At 45.7% G+C, this 20464-nt stretch carries 14 protein-coding genes; 2 read left to right on the top strand and 12 right to left on the bottom strand.

Annotation, left to right across the window (positions count from 1 at the left end):
- Positions 1 to 2: 2 nt before the first annotated feature.
- The 9 genes from C9991_RS03390 to mutS all read right to left on the bottom strand — a co-directional run bounded on the left by C9991_RS03390 (position 3) and on the right by mutS (position 12180).
- Complete coding sequence (locus tag C9991_RS03390) at positions 3 to 1856, bottom strand: 4-hydroxy-3-methylbut-2-en-1-yl diphosphate synthase (RefSeq protein WP_106811202.1); 1854 nt, start codon at positions 1854 to 1856, stop codon at positions 3 to 5.
- Positions 1857 to 2363, bottom strand: a complete 507-nt coding sequence (gene purE / locus C9991_RS03385) for a 5-(carboxyamino)imidazole ribonucleotide mutase (RefSeq protein ID WP_106811201.1) — start codon at positions 2361 to 2363, stop codon at positions 1857 to 1859. It lies immediately after the preceding gene.
- A gap of 167 nt (positions 2364 to 2530) precedes the next feature.
- Complete coding sequence (locus C9991_RS03380; RefSeq protein WP_106811200.1) at positions 2531 to 3148, bottom strand: phosphatase PAP2 family protein; 618 nt, start codon at positions 3146 to 3148, stop codon at positions 2531 to 2533.
- Between the two features lie 66 nt (positions 3149 to 3214).
- Complete coding sequence (gene rpoN, locus C9991_RS03375) at positions 3215 to 4774, bottom strand: RNA polymerase factor sigma-54 (RefSeq protein ID WP_106811199.1); 1560 nt, start codon at positions 4772 to 4774, stop codon at positions 3215 to 3217.
- Positions 4775 to 4822: 48 nt separating this feature from the next.
- Positions 4823 to 5467, bottom strand: coding sequence for a hypothetical protein (locus tag C9991_RS03370; protein ID WP_106811198.1), 645 nt, complete (start codon positions 5465 to 5467; stop codon positions 4823 to 4825).
- A gap of 224 nt (positions 5468 to 5691) precedes the next feature.
- Complete coding sequence (locus tag C9991_RS03365; RefSeq protein ID WP_106811197.1) at positions 5692 to 6873, bottom strand: MalY/PatB family protein; 1182 nt, start codon at positions 6871 to 6873, stop codon at positions 5692 to 5694.
- A 1-nt stretch (position 6874) separates the two neighbouring features.
- A complete protein-coding gene (locus C9991_RS03360; protein WP_106811196.1) occupies positions 6875 to 7720 on the bottom strand; it encodes a DUF3737 family protein in 846 nt (281 codons plus the stop codon).
- Positions 7708 to 9114 carry an MATE family efflux transporter gene (locus C9991_RS03355; protein ID WP_106811195.1) on the bottom strand — a complete coding sequence of 469 codons (1407 nt, stop codon included), beginning with the start codon at positions 9112 to 9114 and terminating at the stop codon, positions 7708 to 7710. The genes C9991_RS03360 and C9991_RS03355 overlap by 13 nt, the downstream gene beginning before the upstream one ends.
- Positions 9115 to 9537: 423 nt before the next feature.
- Positions 9538 to 12180: a DNA mismatch repair protein MutS gene (gene mutS, locus C9991_RS03350; RefSeq protein WP_106811194.1), complete on the bottom strand. Its 2643-nt coding sequence runs from the start codon at positions 12178 to 12180 to the stop codon at positions 9538 to 9540.
- Between the two features lie 207 nt (positions 12181 to 12387).
- Here mutS and C9991_RS03345 point away from each other — a divergent pair, with 207 nt between their 5' ends.
- Positions 12388 to 13344 carry a transglutaminase domain-containing protein gene (locus C9991_RS03345; RefSeq protein WP_106811193.1) on the top strand — a complete coding sequence of 319 codons (957 nt, stop codon included), beginning with the start codon at positions 12388 to 12390 and terminating at the stop codon, positions 13342 to 13344.
- 358 nt (positions 13345 to 13702) lie between these two features.
- Positions 13703 to 15040 (top strand): uracil-xanthine permease family protein, encoded by a 1338-nt coding sequence (locus tag C9991_RS03340; protein WP_106811192.1) that lies wholly within the window; start codon positions 13703 to 13705, stop codon positions 15038 to 15040.
- A gap of 158 nt (positions 15041 to 15198) precedes the next feature.
- On the opposite strand, the gene secDF is transcribed toward C9991_RS03340, so the two are convergent.
- The 3 genes from secDF to C9991_RS03325 all read right to left on the bottom strand — a co-directional run bounded on the left by secDF (position 15199) and on the right by C9991_RS03325 (position 20449).
- A complete protein-coding gene (secDF, locus tag C9991_RS03335; protein WP_106811191.1) occupies positions 15199 to 18216 on the bottom strand; it encodes a protein translocase subunit SecDF in 3018 nt (1005 codons plus the stop codon).
- Between the two features lie 194 nt (positions 18217 to 18410).
- On the bottom strand, positions 18411 to 19484 hold the full coding sequence (locus tag C9991_RS03330; protein WP_106811190.1) for an endonuclease/exonuclease/phosphatase family protein: 1074 nt from the start codon (positions 19482 to 19484) through the stop codon (positions 18411 to 18413).
- Positions 19485 to 19504: 20 nt separating this feature from the next.
- A complete protein-coding gene (locus C9991_RS03325) occupies positions 19505 to 20449 on the bottom strand; it encodes a rhomboid family intramembrane serine protease (RefSeq protein WP_106811189.1) in 945 nt (314 codons plus the stop codon).
- Positions 20450 to 20464: the final 15 nt, after the last annotated feature.

The raw sequence follows: 20464 nt of genomic DNA, 5'->3' as shown, positions 1-20464 counted from the left end.
ATTTATTTCTTTCTATCCTCCTCTATAAATCTCAGCAGATGTTCCACTGCCTCGCTTTCAGGGATTGCCTTTTCCACACACATCTTCTGTTTGTATAGCGATATCTTTCCTGGTCCTGCGCCTACGTATCCGTAGTCGGCATCGGCCATTTCGCCAGGTCCATTCACTATACAACCCATAATACCTATCTTCAAGCCCTTCATATGCGCCGTTGCAGCCTTAATCTTGGCAATAGTAGAGCGCAGGTCGTATAGCGTTCTGCCGCATCCAGGACAAGATATATACTCGGTCTTTGATGTACGCAGACGTGCAGCCTGAAGAATGGCAAACGAGGTATCAGCAATATCTCGCATGCTTATGTTGCCATCGTTCATAAGCCATATGCCGTCTGTCAGTCCGTCTATCATCAATGCACCCATATCGGCAGCAGCCTCAAGCTGGAAGTCGGCCTTCTCTTCTGCCTTATGACGATACATCTGAGCGAAAACAACGGGGTTGAACAGTCCGTTTGTCCATAGCTCGTGCGTTAATGCACGCTGTTCGCCAAGTTTGTTCTGCTGGTTGCTTACAGCTACTACCACTACTTCTGGGTGTGCCTTAAGGCAAGCTATATATTCCTCTGACGGGGCACCGAGCTGAAGCACAAGGAACTTAACCTCGGCTTTCACACCAGAGATAAACGGTGTGGCGTTGTATGGGAAGATAGGGTAGGTGTCTTTCTCACCAGTGTAGGCGTTAAAGTCTACTATATACTTCTGTCCTTCTACACGATTCTCTGGCAATTTAGAGCCGCAATATATGTAGTCGGGAGTCATATCTGGGTTGAAGTCTATATCGTTATCAGCCTTGCCATTAGGCAATGATGCTATAACAACTGGCGTGTTCGAACCACCTATGCCACCTGCAGCACGTGTCTTGCGGCGTTCAGGACGCACCCAATCAAAGTCAGCCGACTCTGTAGCAGGTACCATAGTATGTCCCTCACGCTTTGTAATATAGTCTACAAGATGGCGAGCCACTGGTATTTCTGCTTCCGGCTCCTCGCTAAGACTTACACGTATAGTGTCGCCAATACCATCGCATAGCAACGCTCCTATGCCTACGGCACTCTTAATACGGCCATCTTCTCCTTCGCCAGCCTCTGTAACGCCAAGATGTAAAGGATAGTGCATGTCTGCCTTGTCCATTTCTGTTACGAGTAGACGCACTGTGCGCACCATGATAACTGTGTTAGATGCCTTGATAGAGATGACAACATTGTTAAAGTCTTCCTTCTTGCATATGCGCAGAAACTCCATGCAACTTTCAACAATTCCCTCAGGAGTATCGCCATAACGCGACATAATACGGTCGGATAGCGAGCCATGGTTCACGCCAATGCGTACAGCTGTGTTGTGCTCCTTGCATATATTGAGGAAAGGTACAAAGCGCTCCTCAAGTTTCTTCAGTTCTTCGGCATACTCCTCATCAGTATATTCAATCTTTTTGAATACACGTGCAGGGTCAACATAGTTGCCTGGATTTACACGCACCTTCTCGGCATACAGAGCAGCAACATCAGCCACATTAGCATTGAAGTGTACATCGGCCACAAGAGGAGTATCGAAGCCATCGGCACGCAATTGTACATTGATGTTCTTCAGATTCTCGGCTTCGCGTCTGCCTTGTGTAGTGAGACGTACAAGTTCGCCACCTGCCTTAATAATACGTTCTGCCTGTTCCACACATGCAGCAGTATCATTAGTGTTGGTGGTAGTCATTGACTGTACGCGAATTGGGGCGTCGCCACCTAACTGTATATTGCCTACCTTAACGGCAGACGCAGCACGGCGGCGATAATTAAATAGGTCTATCATTTAGTTGGTCTTGAAGTCGTACTTTATTTCAGCGAGGTCTTGGTTAGCCTTTTCTATCTTGGCACCCAGTCCTGCCTTGTAATCTTCCATCTTCTTAGCCACTTCTTCGTCGCATAGCGAAATCATCTCGCAAGCAAGGATGGCAGCGTTCATAGCACCGTTTACACCTACTGTAGCAGTAGGAATTCCTGGAGGCATCTGTATGATAGATAGCATGGCGTCCAAACCATCGAGCATACCCTTAATAGGTACACCAATAACAGGCAATGGAGTATTGGCTGCTATAACTCCAGGCAAGGCGGCAGCCATACCAGCTGCAGCTATGATAACCTTTATGCCACGGCCTTTGGCATTCTTAGCGAAACTTTCTACAGCAGCAGGTGTACGATGTGCCGAGAGAGCGTTTACTTCGAAAGGAATCTGCATGTCGTTCAAGAATTTGCATGCCTTTTCCATAACGGGCAGGTCGGATGTGCTGCCCATAATGATGCTGATTAATGGAGACATAATGAAAAATGATTAATGCGGCCCCACCCACGATCCGCATAGCGGCTCTTCCCATCACCAAAGGAGAGGGGAGTGATGTGTAGGGCTTTAGTTTATTATTTTATTTTAGTATATTACCTTACCTTCACAGTATATTATTCCCCTCACCTACGTGGAGGGGAAGGGGTTTATAACCCCAATATAACTCCATATGCCACTATCAATCCTAACATGAATCCGTAGCATACTTGTCTAAGCGAGTGCTGTCTTAATATCATTCGGCTTGTGCCAACCATACCGGCAAGTATCAGTACCAGACAAGTCCAACCTATAGGGTTGAATCCGAATATAACGGCAAATGCTTGCAGTGCTCCCGTTACGCCTCCAATGGCAGCCGTATGTGTAGATATTTTCCACCACACGTTTATCAGGGCGCATAGTATCTGTATTATCAGAGCAGCCATAAGGATGTTGCTCATAAAGTGGGGTATGTTGAATCGGTGCATAACATAGTAGCACACAAAGTAGCTAACTATAGACAGCAGGTAAGGCACGACACGCCTTTCCTTCTTGCCCAGTTCTATCAGCGTCCAACCGTGATAGTTGCGATAGAAATGTATTAGTAGGGTAGGGATGAGTATTGTGAACAGATAGACAAGTATGAGCACCGTGAGCTTGTATGCCCACGGCATCAGACTGAGATAGCTGAATGTGAATAGAGCTATCAAACCCACAAGCGATAGATAGAATGGTGTAAATACCATGCTAAGCACTCGGGCTGCTAAGATTATATTCTTTTCTTTCATATTTTGTCTGACAATTCCTAACTCTTAATTCCTAACTCGTAACTCCTAACTCGTAACTCTTAATTCCTAACTCTTCCTAAGTCTTGCCACTGGCAATCCCAACTGTTCGCGATACTTAGCCACAGTTCGTCTTGCTATAGGATAGCCCAACTTGGCAAGGGCCTTTGTCAGGGCATCGTCGCTCATAGGTTTCTTCTTGTCCTCCTTACCAATGAGTTCTTTAAGTGCGAGTTTTATCTTGCGTGTTGAAAGCTCCTCGCCATCGCCCGTTGTATATCCGTCGGAGAAGAAGAAGCGCAATGGGAAAGTACCCCAATTGGTTTGTGCATACTTAATGTTGCTTACGCGCGATATAGTAGAAATGTCGAGTCCTGTCTTGTCTGCAATGTTCTTAAGAATCATTGGTTTGAGATCAGCCTCGTCGCCATCGAGGAAAAACTTTTTCTGCCAGTCGATTATCGCCTGCATTGTAACAGTAAGAGTGCGGCGTCTAACCTTTATCGCTTCTATATATCCGCGTGCTCGTTCCACCTTCTCCTTGGCATATAGCAAGGCTTCCTTCTCGCGTTTAGACATCGATGCCTTGTTGTTCTTATAAGCCTCCATCATGTCGGCAAACGATGGCGACACCTTAAGCTCAGGAATGTTGCCACCATTAAGTGTGAATGTCACGTTGCCATTGTCGTCGGTGTCTACAATAAAGTCGGGTGTTATCTGTTGTATGTTTCGTCCTTCGGTCTCGCCTAACGACGATCCTGGTTTAGGATTAAGGCGTCGCAGCTCGTTGTACACACGTTCGGCAGTGTCGGCATCTACACCAAGTGCCAATCGAATCTTGTCGAAATGTTTCTTTGTAAACTCGTCAAAGCAGTCGGTTATTACCTTTTGCATCAACGGTTTTATAGGGTCGTTGGGACGTCGTTTTATCTGCAACAACAGACACTCTTGCAGCGAGTGGGCTCCTATTCCTGCAGGATCGAAGGTCTGAAGTATGCCTATTACACGGTCTATGTCCTCGGTAGTGCAGTCGATACCATGATATATTGCAAGTTCGTCGCCAATCGACTCGCTGTCTTTTCGCAGCAGTCCGTCGCTGTCTAATGACCCAATGACATACTCCATAATCTCTTGGTCCTTTTCCGACAGTTCGGTCTCACCCATTTGTTCCTTCAGTTTGTCGTAGAACGAGGTGGTATCACCGTATACCATTTCCTCGTAGTCGGCCGAGTCGGCACCCGATGCGCCTGTATATCCTGCCGTAGGCATATCATCATCGCCTCCACCAATACGTTCAAGAGCTGCTGTTAGTGCATCATCGCGTTCCTCTCGCTCATTCTGTGATGAGAATTCGTCAGCTTCGTTGGATGCCGAGTCGCCCTTACCGTCCGTACGAGAGTCGTCATCATATGATGCAGCCGAGTCGGAGCCTTCTACATGTCCGCCTTCAAACACGTCATCTGGCGACGATGTCTCAAGAGCAGGATTGTCATCAAGTTCGGCATTGACGTTCTGCTCAAGTTCTGTAAGCGGCATTTCAAGCAGATGTACTTGCAACATTTGCTGTTGCGACAGACGTTGCACCTGCTGAAGCTTTTGCTCTTGGGTTTGTATTAGTTTCTGAGACATTGTTTTATTGTTTTGTTTAATTTAGAAGGTACGGCAAGTTGCTGTCCACTACGAGAAGTATTCTATCAGTTTGTCGGCACTATCCTGCAGCATTTCGGGCTGATTGTAGTAGCTTTGCCATGTGTGATGAGCCTCGTCCACAAGTGGAGAGCTATCGAGAGGTTGGCGTTTCAGTATGGGGTCGAATGTCTGGTATATATCGAGAATATTTACAATTTCCTCAGGCTTTATGCCAAGCGTGCTTGCCATTTCCAGCACCTCGGGTGTCTCGCTCACCATAGTGTTTGGAGTAAGCGTGAAGTAGAGGTTTAGTATGATAACAAGCATAGCTGGTGTAATGTCGCTTTGCGGGTCTACGGGGCGGTAGTTGCGTTCGAAAGGTTGCGCCATTTCCACTCCCTCGTAGAACAATCCCGAGTCGCCGAATCCAGTCATTTGTCTTAGTCGCTTAACATCGCGTGTCAGACGTCTTGGGTTATTGGCATAGTTGTCCCACAGTCGTTGTAGCGAAGGCGTGTTGTGTTGTTCAAGCACGCGCATCTGCTCGTATAGTGTTTTGGGCGGAATATGTAACTCTATGCCCAGTTCCACTACCGGGTGTGAGTATTCTGATTTCACACCTACGGGTTTCTTCTGATATAGTTGCATTAGTAGCAACCAGTAGTCGTCCGACCAAAGAGGATGATTTGCCATAGTGATGAAGCATTGTTATTTTATGCAAAGTTACTGAAAGTCTTGGATAAAACCAACAAACAGAAACAAAACATTTGTCTTATTACTGCATAATGCTAATGCATAGGGTAGGCTATTACCTCTTAAAAAAAAATAATACGTTATCATCGGCTTGTGATAACGTATTCGTAAGTCGAAGATAACGTATTAATGTTTTGCTCAAGTATAGGCAGCCCGAATGCCCTCTATTCTTGATAGCCATTAATGCCATTTGCCACACGGTGCAATCCTTCTTCCAGTCGCTGCCATGGACAAGCCATATTGATGCGTATAAAGTGCTCGCCCTCCTTGCCATACATGCTGCCGGCATTTACCCACACTTTGTGTTCCTTCATCAGTCGTTCTTCTATCTCTTCTGATGTCTCTTTTAGTGCCGAGCAGTCTATCCAGGCAAGATATGTACCTTCCATGCGCATTACGGGCAGTTGAGGCAAATGCTTGCCAAAGAAATCAAGCAGCTTATCGTAGTTGGACGATATATACTGTCTAAGTTCTTTAAGCCACTCGGCACCACCGTCTGTATAAGCCACTTGCAAGGCTTCTACGCCGAATGGATTTACATCGCATACCTCATTTATGTTTATGGCACGGTCGATGCGTTCGCGCACTAAGGTGTCGCGACATATAATGTTGGCTATCTGCAGTCCGGCAATATTGAATGCCTTTGATGGTGAGCAGCATGTTATGCTGCCATACGACAGATTGTCGGGCAATGAGCCAAAGGGAGTATATTGGTTGTCGTGAAGCGTTAGCTCGCAATGAATCTCGTCGGACACAACTCGCACGTTATGCTTCTTGCACAATTCGGCTATATGTATAAGTTCTTCTGTTGTCCATACACGTCCGCCTGGGTTGTGCGGATTGCATAATAAGAATAGTCGTGCACGTTCATGCGACAGCTTGCGGTTAAGGTCATCAAAGTCAATCTCGTAGCGCATCGCAACATTGTTATATACAAGCGAGTTGGACACCATCTCGCAACCGTTGTTGCGTATTGACGAATAGAAACAGTTGTATACAGGGCCTTGCACTATTACCTGGTCGCCTGGTAGTGTGAGCGCCTTGATAATGGCTGATATTGCAGGCACCACTCCAGATGTGTAGATTATATGGTCTTTACATATGGTCCATCCATGATGTTTGCCGAACCATTGGCACACAGCATCATAATAAGCGTCTGGCACACGTGTATAGCCAAATATTCCATGTGCCACGCGACGCTGCAAAGCCTCAGTTATGGCAGGATAAGTTTCAAAGTCCATATCTGCCACCCATAAGGGTATTATGTCCTCGTTAGGTGCAGAATCCCACTTGTATGAGTTGGTGCCACGGCGATTGGTGAGAGTAGAGAAAGAGAAGTTTGTCATATTACTTGCGAGTTGTTATTTCGCAGTTGGCTGGCTGCTTGATGTTCTCGTCGAGTATAATCTCGCCTATGCTGTCGGCAACAATCTTGCCCGAAGCAGGGTTCTTGATGCTCTTTATATGTCCGCGGATGTCGGCCTGAACAGTTGAGTATTCAAAGGCACGGTCGCACTCGGGGTCGAAGGTACAGTTCTCCAACACAAGGTCCTTGGCATAGCACAATGGTTGCTCACCAGATATATGACAGTTTACAAGACGAAGTCCACGCGAATGCCAGCCAAGGAACTCGCCGTTAAGCTCTGAGTCGTACACCGTAACATTGTCTACCTCCCAGAACGAATCCTTTGTATCAATCTTGGCATTGCGAATCTCTATGTCGCGCGAGTATTGGAATACATACTTGGCATCCGACTCAAGTCCGTCTACCTTAATATTGCGGCAATGCATAAAGGGATAAGTGCCCTCGTGCAGCACAACATTCTCCAATGTCAAACCGTCGATACCCCAGAAAGTCTCGTCGGCATCGTTGATAGTTACATTCTTCAAAGAGAGATTCTTCATCTCGCGGAAGAACTTTGGACCGTTGATAACGCAATCCTCCATGTGCATGTCGTCCGAATACCATATGGCTGAACGTGAGCCAGGTGCAAAATAGCAGTTGCGTATGTCCGACTTCTTGACATGCCACAGCGGATACTTTCCCTCGAAGTAGCAGTTGCGGCAAACGATGTTGCTACACTCTTTAATGCCCGATTCACCAAAGGTGATGCGAACGTGGTCGAGCTCCACGTTGTGTATTTCGAATAGAGGACGCTCTCCACCGAAAACCTTGTTAGTTATCTTTTCCATAATTTCAATTTTACTAAGAAAATCACTCCTCTAAATGTCAGCTCCAGGCACATGGCGAGCCATACGCCCTTGAGTCCCATGCTTGGTGCAAGCAAGGCGGCAAGCGTTATGCGCACGCCCCACATCGATATGAGGTTCATTACGCTTGGCGCTACGGTCTTGGCAGCACCTACAAACACACCATAGCATATTATGGCCGCACCGAACATTGGTTCGGCAAAGGCTTCTATGCGAAGTACTTCTACACCAAGCTGTCTTACTTCCTCAGACGGTGTCATCATAGCCATTGCAAACGGCGCTCCTACATACATCACGATACCCATAAGCGTCATAATGCCCATGCCTAATGCTACGGACAGCCATGCAAAACGCTTCATCAGTTCGTTGCGCCCAGCTCCCATGCTTTGGCCTACAAGTGTTGTTGCTGCATCGCTCACGCCATAGCCTGGCATATAGCATAAGCTCTCAACGATGATGCCGAATGAGTTGGCTGCAATGGCAAAGGTGCCCAACGGCGCAATGATGATGGTTGTAACGATATATGCCGATGTCATGATGGTTTGTTGTATGCCCATAGGCAAACCAATATGTAAGGCGCGACGCACCACCTGCCATGTGGGCAAAAAGCGTCCGTGGTCTATCTTCAGACTAAGTTCCTTGCTACGGAAACATAGTATGTACATCGTTATCGATGCAGCTACGAGCTCGGCTGAGGCTGTACCTATGGCTGCTCCAACAACACCCAGTCCTGCTCCTGGAATGGCAAAGTTTATGCCAAGGACATCTACCGTATGGGTGTCGAATATAAGGAAGTAGTTGAAGATGACATCGAGTGTCATCATCACAACACTCATAATGCTTGGCACCACCATATTGCCTGAACTTCTAAGCATACCGCTTCCAAACATGGAGAATTGGAAGGCTGGCATGGCCATGGCTATTATGGCGAAATAGGCAGATGATGTAGGACAGATGTCGGCTCCACCGCCAAGCCACGAGGGCAGAAACGGACTTATACAGAGAGCTGTCAAACCTATCAGCATACTTACTATTAATACCGACATGATACCCTGACGTAATGTGGAACGTGCCTGCCCAGGGTCGTTGGCACCAAGCTGATGGCTCACCTGCACATAAAAGCCTGCTGCCGCCGCCGAGCAGATACTTCCCATAAGCCATGTTGTTGTTTCTATCAAGCCTATTGATGCCGACGCCTCTGCACCAAGACTGCCCACCATCGACGCGTCGATATATTGCATCATCGTGGTTGTTAGTTGCGCCAAGATGGCAGGCGTGGCTAAGCTCAGCACGAGACGCGCCTGCTGGCCGAGAGTCATCGGCTTGTTATTGCGTATCATGCATAGTAGTTGGTCTTTTTGTTTGTTTATCTTCATAAATTATATTTCTTCTGCGAAGTTACAAAAGAAAGGCGAGATGTGCAACCACGGCACCGCATTATCCGTAATAGGGATAATAAAAACAGAAATAAATGTACTAAGCCTACTTGTATAAAGAGAATTATATGTAAGTATACTTTGTAAAGATTCTGAATTATTTAAAAGTGTACTTACATATAATTGTGATTGAATCCTTGAACTTATATTATTGCAGCGTTTCTATTGACCTAATCTGACGCAGATAGTATATAAATTAGATTTTTTGTATATGATAAATGTATCTATGCTTGCTATCAAATGTATCTATGCTTACTATCAAACGAACATTTGCTTGCTATCAAATGAACTTTTGCTTGCTATCAAAAATGTATATGCTTGCAGAGAAATGAAATTTACCTTATAGCATACAAACTTCTATCGTTACGACCTTCCCGTAACGATTTTCTTTATCTCGTTGAGTTTGTTGAGTGCCTCAACCGGGGTTAGGTTGTTGATGTCAAGACCAAGTATCTCGTCGCGTATTTGGCAAAGTACAGGGTCGTCAAGCTGGAAGAAAGAGAGTTGCATACCATTATTACTTGCCGAATTTGCTATACGTGACGTTGCAGGCTGGTCTACTCCAACGCTGGCATTATCGGCTTCAAGCTGCTTCAATATAAGGTTGGCACGGCTAACGATAGACTTAGGCATACCGGCTATCTCTGCCACATGAATACCAAATGAGTGCTCGGAGCCGCCACGCATAAGCTTGCGAAGGAATATCACCTTACCGTTAAGTTCCTTTACACTAACGTTGTAGTTCTTGATACGCGAGAAGTTCTTCTCCATCTCGTTAAGCTCGTGATAGTGGGTGGCAAATAGCGTGCGCGCCTGAGCACCTTGATGCTCATGCAGATATTCCACTATAGCCCAGGCAATAGAAATGCCGTCGTAGGTGGATGTGCCTCGTCCAAGCTCGTCGAATAGTACGAGCGAGCGCGGAGTTACATTGTTTAGAATGTCGGATGCCTCGGTCATCTCTACCATAAAGGTTGATTCGCCCAAGGATATATTGTCCGACGCTCCCACACGTGTGAATATCTTGTCTACCAAACCAACGTGTGCAGACTCAGCCGGAACAAAGCATCCCATCTGTGCCATAAGCGTTATGAGGGCAGTCTGTCGCAATAGGGCAGACTTACCAGCCATGTTTGGACCCGTTATTATCATTATCTGCTGTTGCTCGGTATCGAGCTCAATATCATTTGGCACATACTCCTCGCCTACTGGCAATTGGGTCTCTATAACAGGATGACGTCCTGCCTTTATCTCCAGCACACAATCGTCGCTTACTACAGGGCGCACATAGCGATGCTCCTCGGCTGCTTTGGCAAAGGAGAGCATACAGTCGAGACGGGCTATGATGTTGGCATTTATCTGTATTTGAGGAATAAACTCGGCCATATCAGTAACGAGTTCCATGAAGAGACGTGTCTCAAGCGAGAGAATCTTCTCGTCGGCTCCCATTATCTTCTCCTCATATTCCTTAAGCTCTTGGGTGATGTAGCGCTCGGCATTGGCAAGTGTCTGCTTGCGTATCCACTCTTGTGGCACCTGGTCTTTGTATGTGTTGCGCACTTCGAGGTAATAGCCAAACACATTATTATATCCTACCTTAAGGCTCTGTATGCCTGTCTTCTGAGCTTCTTCTTCCTGAATCTTTAGCAGATAGTCTCTTCCTCCACGTGATATGGCACGCAGTTCGTCGAGTTCGGAAGAGAAACCTGCGGCAATAACATCACCTTTGTTTACAAGTAGTGGTGGATCCGACTGTATCTCACGTTCTATTCGGTCGCGCAGCGATTCGCATAGGTTGAGCCGTTCGCCTATAGAGTGAATCTCATTATTATCGCTGTACAGGCATGCGGTCTTAATAGGAACTATGGACTGTAATGCAAGCTTTAGCTGAACAACCTCTCTGGGCGACACTCTGCCTACGGCAACCTTGGATATAATACGTTCAATATCGCTTATGCGATGCAGATTGTCGTCAATGGTTTGTCTGAAGTCGGGCTTGCGGAAGAATGTCTCTACCACATCCAGACGCTTGTTGATGCTTGCCACATCCATAAGTGGAAATACTGTCCAGCGCTTAAGCATGCGTGCTCCCATTGCCGTAACTGTGCGGTCGATAACATCAAGCAGCGATACGCCATCGTCTTGCATCGACTGCAATAGTTCAAGAGAGCGTATTGTGAACTTGTCTAATCGTACATATCTGTCTTCCTCGATACGGCGCAACGATGTTATATGACCCAAATGAGTGTGCTGGGTCATTTCAAGATACTGCAATATGGCTCCTGCCGAAATAATGCCAAGCTTAAGGTGTTCTACACCGAAGCCTTTAAGCGACTTGGTTCCAAAGTGGGTAAGTAGTTTCTGACGTGAGCTTTGTTCGGTAAGCATCCAGTCGTCCAACTGGAATGTGCACCACTTATTGCCGAAATGCTCTTCAAACTCTTTCTTCATCTGGCGGTCGTGCAGCACCTCCTTAGGTTGGAAGGATGCAAGAAGCTTCTCTACATAATCAAATGTACCTTCGCCAGTAAGGAATTCTCCGGTAGAAATGTCGAGGAAAGCCACGCCACACATAGCCTTAGACATAAAGACCGCAGCAAGGAAGTTGTTCTCCTTATAATTAAGCACATTGTCGCTCATAGCCACGCCCGGAGTTACAAGCTCGGTAATGCCACGCTTTACGAGAGTCTTTGTAAGCTTAGGGTCTTCAAGCTGGTCGCAGATAGCCACACGTTTTCCTGCACGAATAAGCTTTGGAAGATAAGTGTCGAGGGCATGATGTGGAAATCCTGCCATCTCGGTTGCAGCCCCGTTAGCGTTCTTGCCATTAGAGCGACGTGTTAGAGTTATGCCAAGAATCTTAGCTGCCTCTACGGCATCATCGGCATAAGTCTCGTAGAAGTCGCCACAGCGGAAGAGCAGCAACGCATCAGGATACTCGTGCTTGAAATTGTAAAACTGACGCATCATCGGCGTAAGTCCGTCGTCGGTCTTTTTCTGAGCCATATAATTATATATATTATAATGTGTATTATTGTTTATCGTTGTTCATTGTGGCAATGAATGCCGAGAATTACAAAAGAAATAAAAAAAAATGGGATTGGCAAACAATGGGACGAAAAAAAAGACTTTTACGGGATTTAAAATGTAATTGAAACATTGTCATGTCAGCAATTTTTCCTAAATTTGCAAAAAACCAAACACATACTAAATATGAAAACATTTCTGATAACTCTTCTTATGATGCTCTCTACATGCTGCTTTGCCCAGAACAGTATGTACGTTACATACGACAAGAACATCGACCCGCACAAACTGGGTATGGTTAAAGCTGTTACTTCCAAGTATGAATGGAAGGGTATTACACAGCGAATTACTGCCAATTGCCGAACCGAACGCCAGAAGGCTCATGCTATATACCGGTATCTTTGCAACAACATTTCCTACGACACCGACTATAAGATATATTATGCAGACGAGTGCTGGGAGAAGAAGAAAGGTGTGTGCAATGCTTATAGCGAACTGTTCTATCTAATGGCCACGTCTATTGGACTGGAAGCCGAACTGGTGGTAGGCATGAAGGTTAACCATGCGTGGAATAGTGTCAAGGTAGATGGTAAGTGGATTTTGCTTGATGCTACATGGGGTGCTGGTTATGTATCAGGCAAGGACTTTACACGTAGAAAGCGACATGACGTTTGGTGGAATGTAGACCCTTATTGGATGCTGTTTACCCATTATCCAGATGATGCTAAGTGGCAACTAACAGATGTAACATATTCGGAACAAGACTTTGATAAACTGCCACGAATTCATCCGTTGCGACACTATGGACTTAATGGCGAGAAGGTGTTCAAGGGTTTCCTTGCAGGCAAATTGAAAGAATTGCCTATCTTTTATGATGACGATGATAATGGTACACCGTTCAGAGTAAAAAACATTCCGATGAACAGAAACCTAAAGGTCGGCAAGACGTATGTGTTCCAGATAAGACCGCGTAAGGGTTTGGTATATGCTGTTTTTAACAACGACGACTTTATGCAAAACTGGACTGTTGGCAAGGATGGAGTTATGTCGATGAAGGTAACGCCAAAGCAGAAAGGTTCGCTTAAAATAACCGTGAAAGATGGTGGCTTATATTATGATAGGGTGACTTATTGGGTGGAGTAGGCTGTGTGCCTATTCTCTTCCATCTGTAAAGTTTACCGATTATTAGGTATTGCGCAAGTAGCTAAGTATGAGTAACTTTGCAAGCGTAAACCAATAGTGGGAACGCTATATAAACATGTAGTGATTCTCACAACGTTTAATAGCCACTATTAAAATTCATAATGTTATTGTATAAAGAGCAAAGGAGCCGGCTGTGAAGTCGGCTTTTTTACATTCTAAGACGTTCTTTTTTCTTTGTTCATAGCCTCTTCATTGCTCTCACCATTACATGCACAAAAAAACTTAAATACAATAAAAAGAACTTATTAACGTTATGATATTAAATATGTATTATCCATAACAAATCAATTATAACACAATGAACACTGACAATCAGGGTGTATACAACGCCCGCGAATTGGGTAAACCTAAATTCGTACTTCTTGGTATCCAACATCTGTTTGCTATGTTTGGTGCCACAATTCTTGTTCCACTTATCACCGGACTCGATGTGAGTGCAACACTGTTGTTTGCCGGTATAGGCACACTTATCTTTCATTTCGTGTCTAAGCTTAAGGTTCCGGCATTCCTTGGCTCAAGCTTTGCCTTTCTTGGAGGTTACGCTTCTGTAAAACAGTTGTGTGTAACCCAAGGTCTTACAGACGTGATGGCACTAAATTATGCCTGTATTGGAGTGGCGGCAGCATCGTTGCTGTATTTCGTAATGGCTTTCTTGCTTAAGATGTTTGGTACGGAGAAGGTAATGCGATTCTTCCCTCCAGTGGTTACCGGACCTATGGTTATTGCTATCGGACTTACCCTATCGGGCTCTGCCATAAGCAACTGCCAGCAGAACTGGCTTCTTGCCGTTACTGCTATTGCAATAGTTATAGGCACATCAATTTGGGGTAAGGGCATTATAAAGATTGTGCCAATACTACTTGGAGTGCTTGGTTCGTATATTTTGGCAGCAGCTATGGGCGAGGTTGACTTCACTAAACTGGGTGAGGCAGCATGGATAGGTTGGCCTGTTGATATGGAACGCACAACATTCTCGGTGATGAAAGACCCTAACTTCGACCTTATCTTAACTTCTATTATTGCTATTTTCCCTATTGCCTTTGCCACTATAATGGAGCATATCGGTGATATGTGTGCCATTCAGAGCACCGTTGGCAAGAACTTTATAAAGGACCCAGGTTTGCATCGAACACTCTGTGGCGACGGTCTTGCCACATTCCTTGCTTCTATCTTTGGCGCTCCTGCCAATACTACATATGGCGAGAACACCGGTGTGCTTAACCTTACAAAGGTGTTTGATCCTGCTGTTATTCGACTTGCAGCATGTTTTGCCATATTGTTGAGCTTCTGCCTTAAGTTTGCTTGCCTTATAGGATTGATGCCTGCTGCTACAATTGGTGGTGTTAGTCTTATACTTTATGGTATGATATCGGCTGTTGGTGTGCGCAATCTTGTAGAAACCCCGGTCGACTTCTCGTCTTCGCGCAATGTGTTTGTAGCAGCTCTTATAATGGTTGTGTCTATAGGCGTACAGTATGGCACTGATGGCGGTGTGCAGATAGGTTCTGTTTCAATATCAGGTTTGGCTCTTGCTGCTCTTGTGGGCATATTCCTTAATGCTATACTTCCCGACCAGCTCGGCATGAAGGTTAAGAGCTTCAACGGTAAGGACAAGAGTCACAGAAAAGAGGAGTAATAACAGTATAATATCCCAATATAATATAAGGTGTGTCATTAATCTTTTGACACATCTTTTTTTATTTATATGTAATAAAATACATATACAAGAAAGGCGCAATCCCCAATCACGGGATTGCGCCTTTTTAGATGTTTATAGTCGTGTTAGCCTATTGCTTACTTAACCTCAACAGCCTCTGCCTCTGCCATTGCAGCCTCTTCCTTCTTGATCTTGCGACCGAGGATGACGTATGCCAGAGGAGCGGCAATGAAGATAGAAGACAGTGTACCGAAGATTACACCAAGCAACATTGCGAACGAGAAGCTGCGAGTGCTCTCACCACCGAAGCAGAAGATACAGAGCAGCACGATGAGTGTTGACAATGATGTATTGATTGTACGAGCAAGTGTCTCATTCAATGACTTGTTGAAGAGTTCCTGCAAGTCCATCTTCTTGTGCAACTGGAGGTTCTCACGTATACGGTCGAATACCACCACCTTATCGTTGATAGAGTAACCGATAACCGTAAGGATTGCACCAATGAACGTCTGGTCTACCTCAAGCGAGAATGGAACGAAGTCCCAAAGCAATGAGAAGAAACCGATAACGATTGTAGCATCGATAGCAAGAGCTATGGTAGAACCGAAAGAGAATGCTACGTTGCGGAAACGTATCAAGATGTAAAGGAAGATAGCTGCAAGGGCGATAAACACAGAGATGATAGCACCATGAGTGATGTCCTTAGCCACAGCCGGACCTACCTTTGTAGATGATACGATAGAACCACCAGCACGTACGTCAGGGTTCTTGAATGCCTCAACACTGCTCTGTGTTACGAGGTTGGCACCATGCAGACCCTTATAGAGGATGTTCTCCACCTCGTTGTCGATAGCTGGGTTGTTCGACTCAATCTTGTAGTTGGTTGAGATACGGATAGTCTTGCCGTCAGTACCAAGTGCAAGTGCATTAACGTTTGCACCGTTGAAGAGAGGACGCAAAGCAGCAGTTACCTGCTCTGGTTCTACCTGCTTCTCAAGTACAACAACATAGTTGCGGCCACCGGTAAAGTCGATACCCTTGCTCAAGCCGCGTTCGAAGAAGCTGCCTATCATAACAAGAATGACCGCACCAAAGATGATGAACGATATCTTGCAGTTTGACATGAAGCCATAGTTCTTGTTCGCCATAAAGTTGCGCGAAATCTTGGTAGAGAAGGTCTGCTTTGTCCACTTGTCGTGAGCCAGACGATTCTCGTAAACCAAGCGTGTGAGGAACACAGCAGTAAAGAACGAGCAACAGATACCGATGATAAGTGTGGTAGCGAAGCCGCGGATAGGACCTGTACCGAACACATAAAGGATGATACCTGTGATGATTGATGTCAAGTTAGAGTCGAAGATGGCAGAGAAAGCGTTGCTGTAGCCCTGAGCCAAAGCCTGCTTTGTGCCAAGACCCTTCTTAAGTTCCTCCTTGGTGCGCTCGTATATAAGCACGTTGGCATCCACAGCCATACCGAGGGCAAGCACGATACCTGCGATACCTGGCATTGTTAATGCTGCCTGGAACGATGCCATAATACCCATTGTGAAGAAGAGGTTGAGCAAGAGAGCACCGTTGGCAACCATACCTGGGATAAAGTCGTACATCACAACCATGTATATCATCAGGATGATGAAGGCAATGATGAATGAGATGAAGCCCTGCTGGATTGACTGAGCACCAAGTGTAGGACCTACAACTTCCTCCTGAACGATGTGGGCAGGAGCAGGCATACGACCAGACTTCAATGTATTTGCCAAGTCCTTTGTATCCTCGATAGTGAAGTTGCCAGTGATAGACGACTGACCACCAGAAATCTCACCGTTAACACGAGGAGCCGAGTATACGGTACCATCGAGCACAATAGCGATAGCCTTGCCAACGTTAGCCTTTGTAAGGGCAGCCCAACGGCGTGCACCGTCAGAGTTCATCGACATGCTAACCTCAGGCTGACCAGAAACGTTGTTGAACTGATCTTTTGCATCTGTTATAACGTCACCCTCGATAGGAGCGCGTCCGTTAGATGTTGTCACCTTAATAGCGTACAACTCGTATATGTTCTTAGCCTGAACACCATCAGCTGGCTTAGCACTCCAAAGCAAACGAAGGTCAGAAGGCAGAACCTGCTTGGCAAGAGCCGAGTAGATAATCTTGTTAACGGCAGCTGTGTCGCGAGCTGAAGCATAACCAACAAGACTCAAAGCACCATTGCCAGTAGGCTGGAATATAGATAAGAGCGGATGCTCCTTCTTAGCCTGCTCAAGCTGAGCGTTGCTTTCTTTTGTAGCTTTGCTGTCATCGCTTTTCTTAAGCTGGAGCTTAGCAGCATTGTTAGCTTCTGCTGTAACCTTAGCTGCAGCAGCTGTATCAGCAGCTGTAGTATCGGCTACTTCCTTCTTGCCTGATAAGGCAGCAGCTTCACGAGCGTCGAGTTGCTGGAGATATGGTATAATCTCATCAGAGTTGTATGTCTCCCAGAACTCAAGGTTAGCGCTACCCTGAAGCAACTTGCGCACACGCTCAGGCTCGTTGATACCAGGCATTTCTACCATGATACGTCCCTGCTGGCCTTCAAGTTTCTGGATGTTAGGCTGTACAACACCGAACTTGTCGATACGTGTACGTACTACGAGGAATGAGTTGTCGATAGCCGACTGTACCTCTTCACGCAATACCTTCTCTACATCCTTGTCGCTTGAGTTAGGCGATACTTTACCCTGGAGCTGCTGTGTAGCGAATATCTCAGAGAGATGATGTCCAGGAGCATTCTTCTTGTAAGCGTTGATAAATAGAGTGATGAAATCGTCTTGTGACACCTCATGCTGAGCACGAGCTTCCTTCATCGACTTTGTGAAAGCAACGTCTGTTTTGTGGTCGGCGAGGTTCTCCACTACATCTGGAACACTCACTTCGAGGATGACGTTCATACCACCCTTAAGGTCAAGACCCAAACCAATTTGAGTCTCAAGACACTTCTGGTAGGAGTAGAGCCCGAGGAACTTTACCGAGTCCTTGTAATCCTGCTGTGCAATTGGATCCTTTATCTTCGCAGCCTGGCTGTCATAGTATTTTGTGGCAGCCGTGAACGATAGATAGAAGATGCTTGCAAGTGTCAACAGGGCGGCTGTTACAATTACAATACCTTTGTTCTGCATTTTTTTGATTTTATTTTTGTTATTATTGTTTTTTCTGTTTCCGTTATTTGGTTTGCTTTCTTGCCTTATTTTGCCTTGTCGGTCTTATAAGGTATAGATAGCGTGCAAAGTTAGTTATTTTTTCACGTTTTGCGAAATTTATAGCTTTTTTTCTTCTGTTTCAGAATGTTTTAGCTTGTTTTGCGTGTTCTATCTTATGTTCCTCGGCGTTTCAGGAGGCAAACAACGGGATAATGGTCGGATGCTTTAATGGAATTGTCCACGTGGCAATCGTATGGCATCCAGTGGTCTGAGCAGAAGATATTGTCTATTCGCACGTAGAAACCACTGTAATGATAGCTTATGCCAGGACCGTTTGCTGTTGACACATAGCAGTCGGTAAGCTCTTGTGCAATTCGCCTTCTGACGTATGATATAGGCGAATCGTTGAAATCGCCCATCAGTATGATGCTCTTGTCCTTATGCTGTTGTATGTATTCGGCCACAGCATCGGCTTGTGGTGCTCTTACCTTAGCCGATTCAGCAAGTCTACGCCATATGGCTTTCGACTCTATCTCCATAGAGTCTTTCTCTACTTTTCCCTTGAGTATGGCCTTAAATTGGGCACGTTGCTCAAGCGATAGGCCAGTAATTTCAAAGTGGTTGGCTATCACTATGGTTGTGTCTTTTGGAGCGGTTAATACGAAGAATGCTCCAGAAGAGTTTTTGTTGTCGCTGTGATAGTTTATGCGTTCATGTCCTACAATGGGATATTTGGAGTATATGGATATAGAGCCGTTGTCGATAGTGTCGCTATATTGCAGAATGGATATAAGTGCCGAGTCGACCAAATCTTTCTTAGTGCCTACAGGTGATTCCTCCATACACAGTATGTCTGGTTTTTCGCGTAGAATGTAGTTTATAATTTCCGATTGGTCGTTAGTGTCTTTCCATTCATTAAAGCCAAATACATTGTACTGTATAACCTTTATGCAGCCCTCAGGGGCGTCGGCACGTAAGTTTAGTGGCGAATAGATGCGTATGGGCAGAAAGCCTATAATCAGTCCGCCTATAGGTATAAGAGCCCAGCGTTTCTTAACACATAGCCAAAACACCAAGAATGCTATGTTGATAAGCAGAAATATGGGAAACGCCAGTCCCACGTTGGCTATCAACGGGTGGCTGGCGGGATTGATATGGTCGCTGAATCCGACAGCAAGCATGGCTATTATTGTAGCCACGTTTGCGCCGGCTATTATGCGTAATGTATAGCTTGTAAGAGTGTTCATTTACATAGTGTTGGGGGTTTCTATTTGCGACTGTTATCAAACAGACGCTGTTTTTCCTCGCGTGTAAGGCTGTCGTAGCCAGAGCGACGAATCTTATCAAGTATGCGGTCTACCTCTTCTTGCTGGGCTTTACGTCGTGCATTATAGTCCCAGTCACTCTCGCTGCGTGTGTTGGCAGAACTGTTTGACTGGCGTGTTGATGAATTAAAGCCGTTAGCGTGTTTGTTGGTACGTCGTTCCCATGACGAGCGCAAGGAATCGAAGAATTGCTGTCCGCCACGTCTGCCATAACCTATGCTTGGATGTCGGCGCCAATAACGTATTAGGAAGAATCCGAACACCATACCTCCGAGGTGGGCAATGTGTGCGACACCGTCGTTAGCTGTAGAGAAAGCCATGAACAACTCAATGGCTGCATATCCTACAACAAACCATTTAGCCTTGATGGGCACCGGAAGCGGGAAGATAAACATGCGCTCTTCTGGATAAAGCATGCCAAATGCAAGCAGAATGCCATATATAGCACCCGAGGCTCCTACCGTAGTCCATGAGTTTAGCATAGGAGCGTTGGCTTCGGCTACAAGCATGGTTTGCGATATGTTGAAGTTGGCAAGGTTGTTTGAAGCTATATAGTAGAATTCGCCAAGCTGTGCAAGCTCTTGAAAGAGTCCGGCACCAATGCCGCATACCATATAATAGAAGAGAAACTTGCGCGGTCCCCATGTGCGTTCCACTATACCTCCAAACATCCATAAAGCAAACATGTTGAAGAAAATGTGGCTCCAGCCTCCGTGTGCAAACATATATGTCAGCAGCTGATAAGCCTGGAAGTTGGGTGCAAGGATAAAGTGCAGTCCAAGCACTCTGTTAAGGTCGAGACCTACATACGACAGCAACATTGTGGCAAGAAATACAACAACATTGGCTATAAGTAGGCTACGTGTAACCGTTGGAATGTTTTGCATATTAAGATTCTGTAT

Source organism: Prevotella merdae, from assembly GCF_900290275.1.
Taxonomy (GTDB): Bacteria; Bacteroidota; Bacteroidia; order Bacteroidales; family Bacteroidaceae; genus Prevotella; species Prevotella merdae.
Note: the sequence above shows the minus strand (reverse complement) of the source record. Positions and strands in the feature narration are given on the sequence as shown.

Bases quoted from the DNA above. Each gene is read 5' to 3' on its own strand.
- purE (WP_106811201.1), bottom strand. From the start codon at position 2,363: ATGTCTCCATTAATCAGCATCATTATGGGCAGCACATCCGACCTGCCC.
- mutS (WP_106811194.1), bottom strand. From the start codon at position 12,180: ATGGCTCAGAAAAAGACCGACGACGGACTTACGCCGATGATGCGTCAG.
- C9991_RS03370 (WP_106811198.1), bottom strand. From the start codon at position 5,467: ATGGCAAATCATCCTCTTTGGTCGGACGACTACTGGTTGCTACTAATG.
- C9991_RS03340 (WP_106811192.1), top strand. From the start codon at position 13,703: ATGAACACTGACAATCAGGGTGTATACAACGCCCGCGAATTGGGTAAA.
- rpoN (WP_106811199.1), bottom strand. From the start codon at position 4,774: ATGTCTCAGAAACTAATACAAACCCAAGAGCAAAAGCTTCAGCAGGTG.
- C9991_RS03355 (WP_106811195.1), bottom strand. From the start codon at position 9,114: ATGAAGATAAACAAACAAAAAGACCAACTACTATGCATGATACGCAAT.
- C9991_RS03360 (WP_106811196.1), bottom strand. From the start codon at position 7,720: ATGGAAAAGATAACTAACAAGGTTTTCGGTGGAGAGCGTCCTCTATTC.
- C9991_RS03380 (WP_106811200.1), bottom strand. From the start codon at position 3,148: ATGAAAGAAAAGAATATAATCTTAGCAGCCCGAGTGCTTAGCATGGTA.
- C9991_RS03345 (WP_106811193.1), top strand. From the start codon at position 12,388: ATGAAAACATTTCTGATAACTCTTCTTATGATGCTCTCTACATGCTGC.
- C9991_RS03390 (WP_106811202.1), bottom strand. From the start codon at position 1,856: ATGATAGACCTATTTAATTATCGCCGCCGTGCTGCGTCTGCCGTTAAG.
- C9991_RS03325 (WP_106811189.1), bottom strand. From the start codon at position 20,449: ATGCAAAACATTCCAACGGTTACACGTAGCCTACTTATAGCCAATGTT.
- secDF (WP_106811191.1), bottom strand. From the start codon at position 18,216: ATGCAGAACAAAGGTATTGTAATTGTAACAGCCGCCCTGTTGACACTT.
- C9991_RS03365 (WP_106811197.1), bottom strand. From the start codon at position 6,873: ATGACAAACTTCTCTTTCTCTACTCTCACCAATCGCCGTGGCACCAAC.
- C9991_RS03330 (WP_106811190.1), bottom strand. From the start codon at position 19,484: ATGAACACTCTTACAAGCTATACATTACGCATAATAGCCGGCGCAAAC.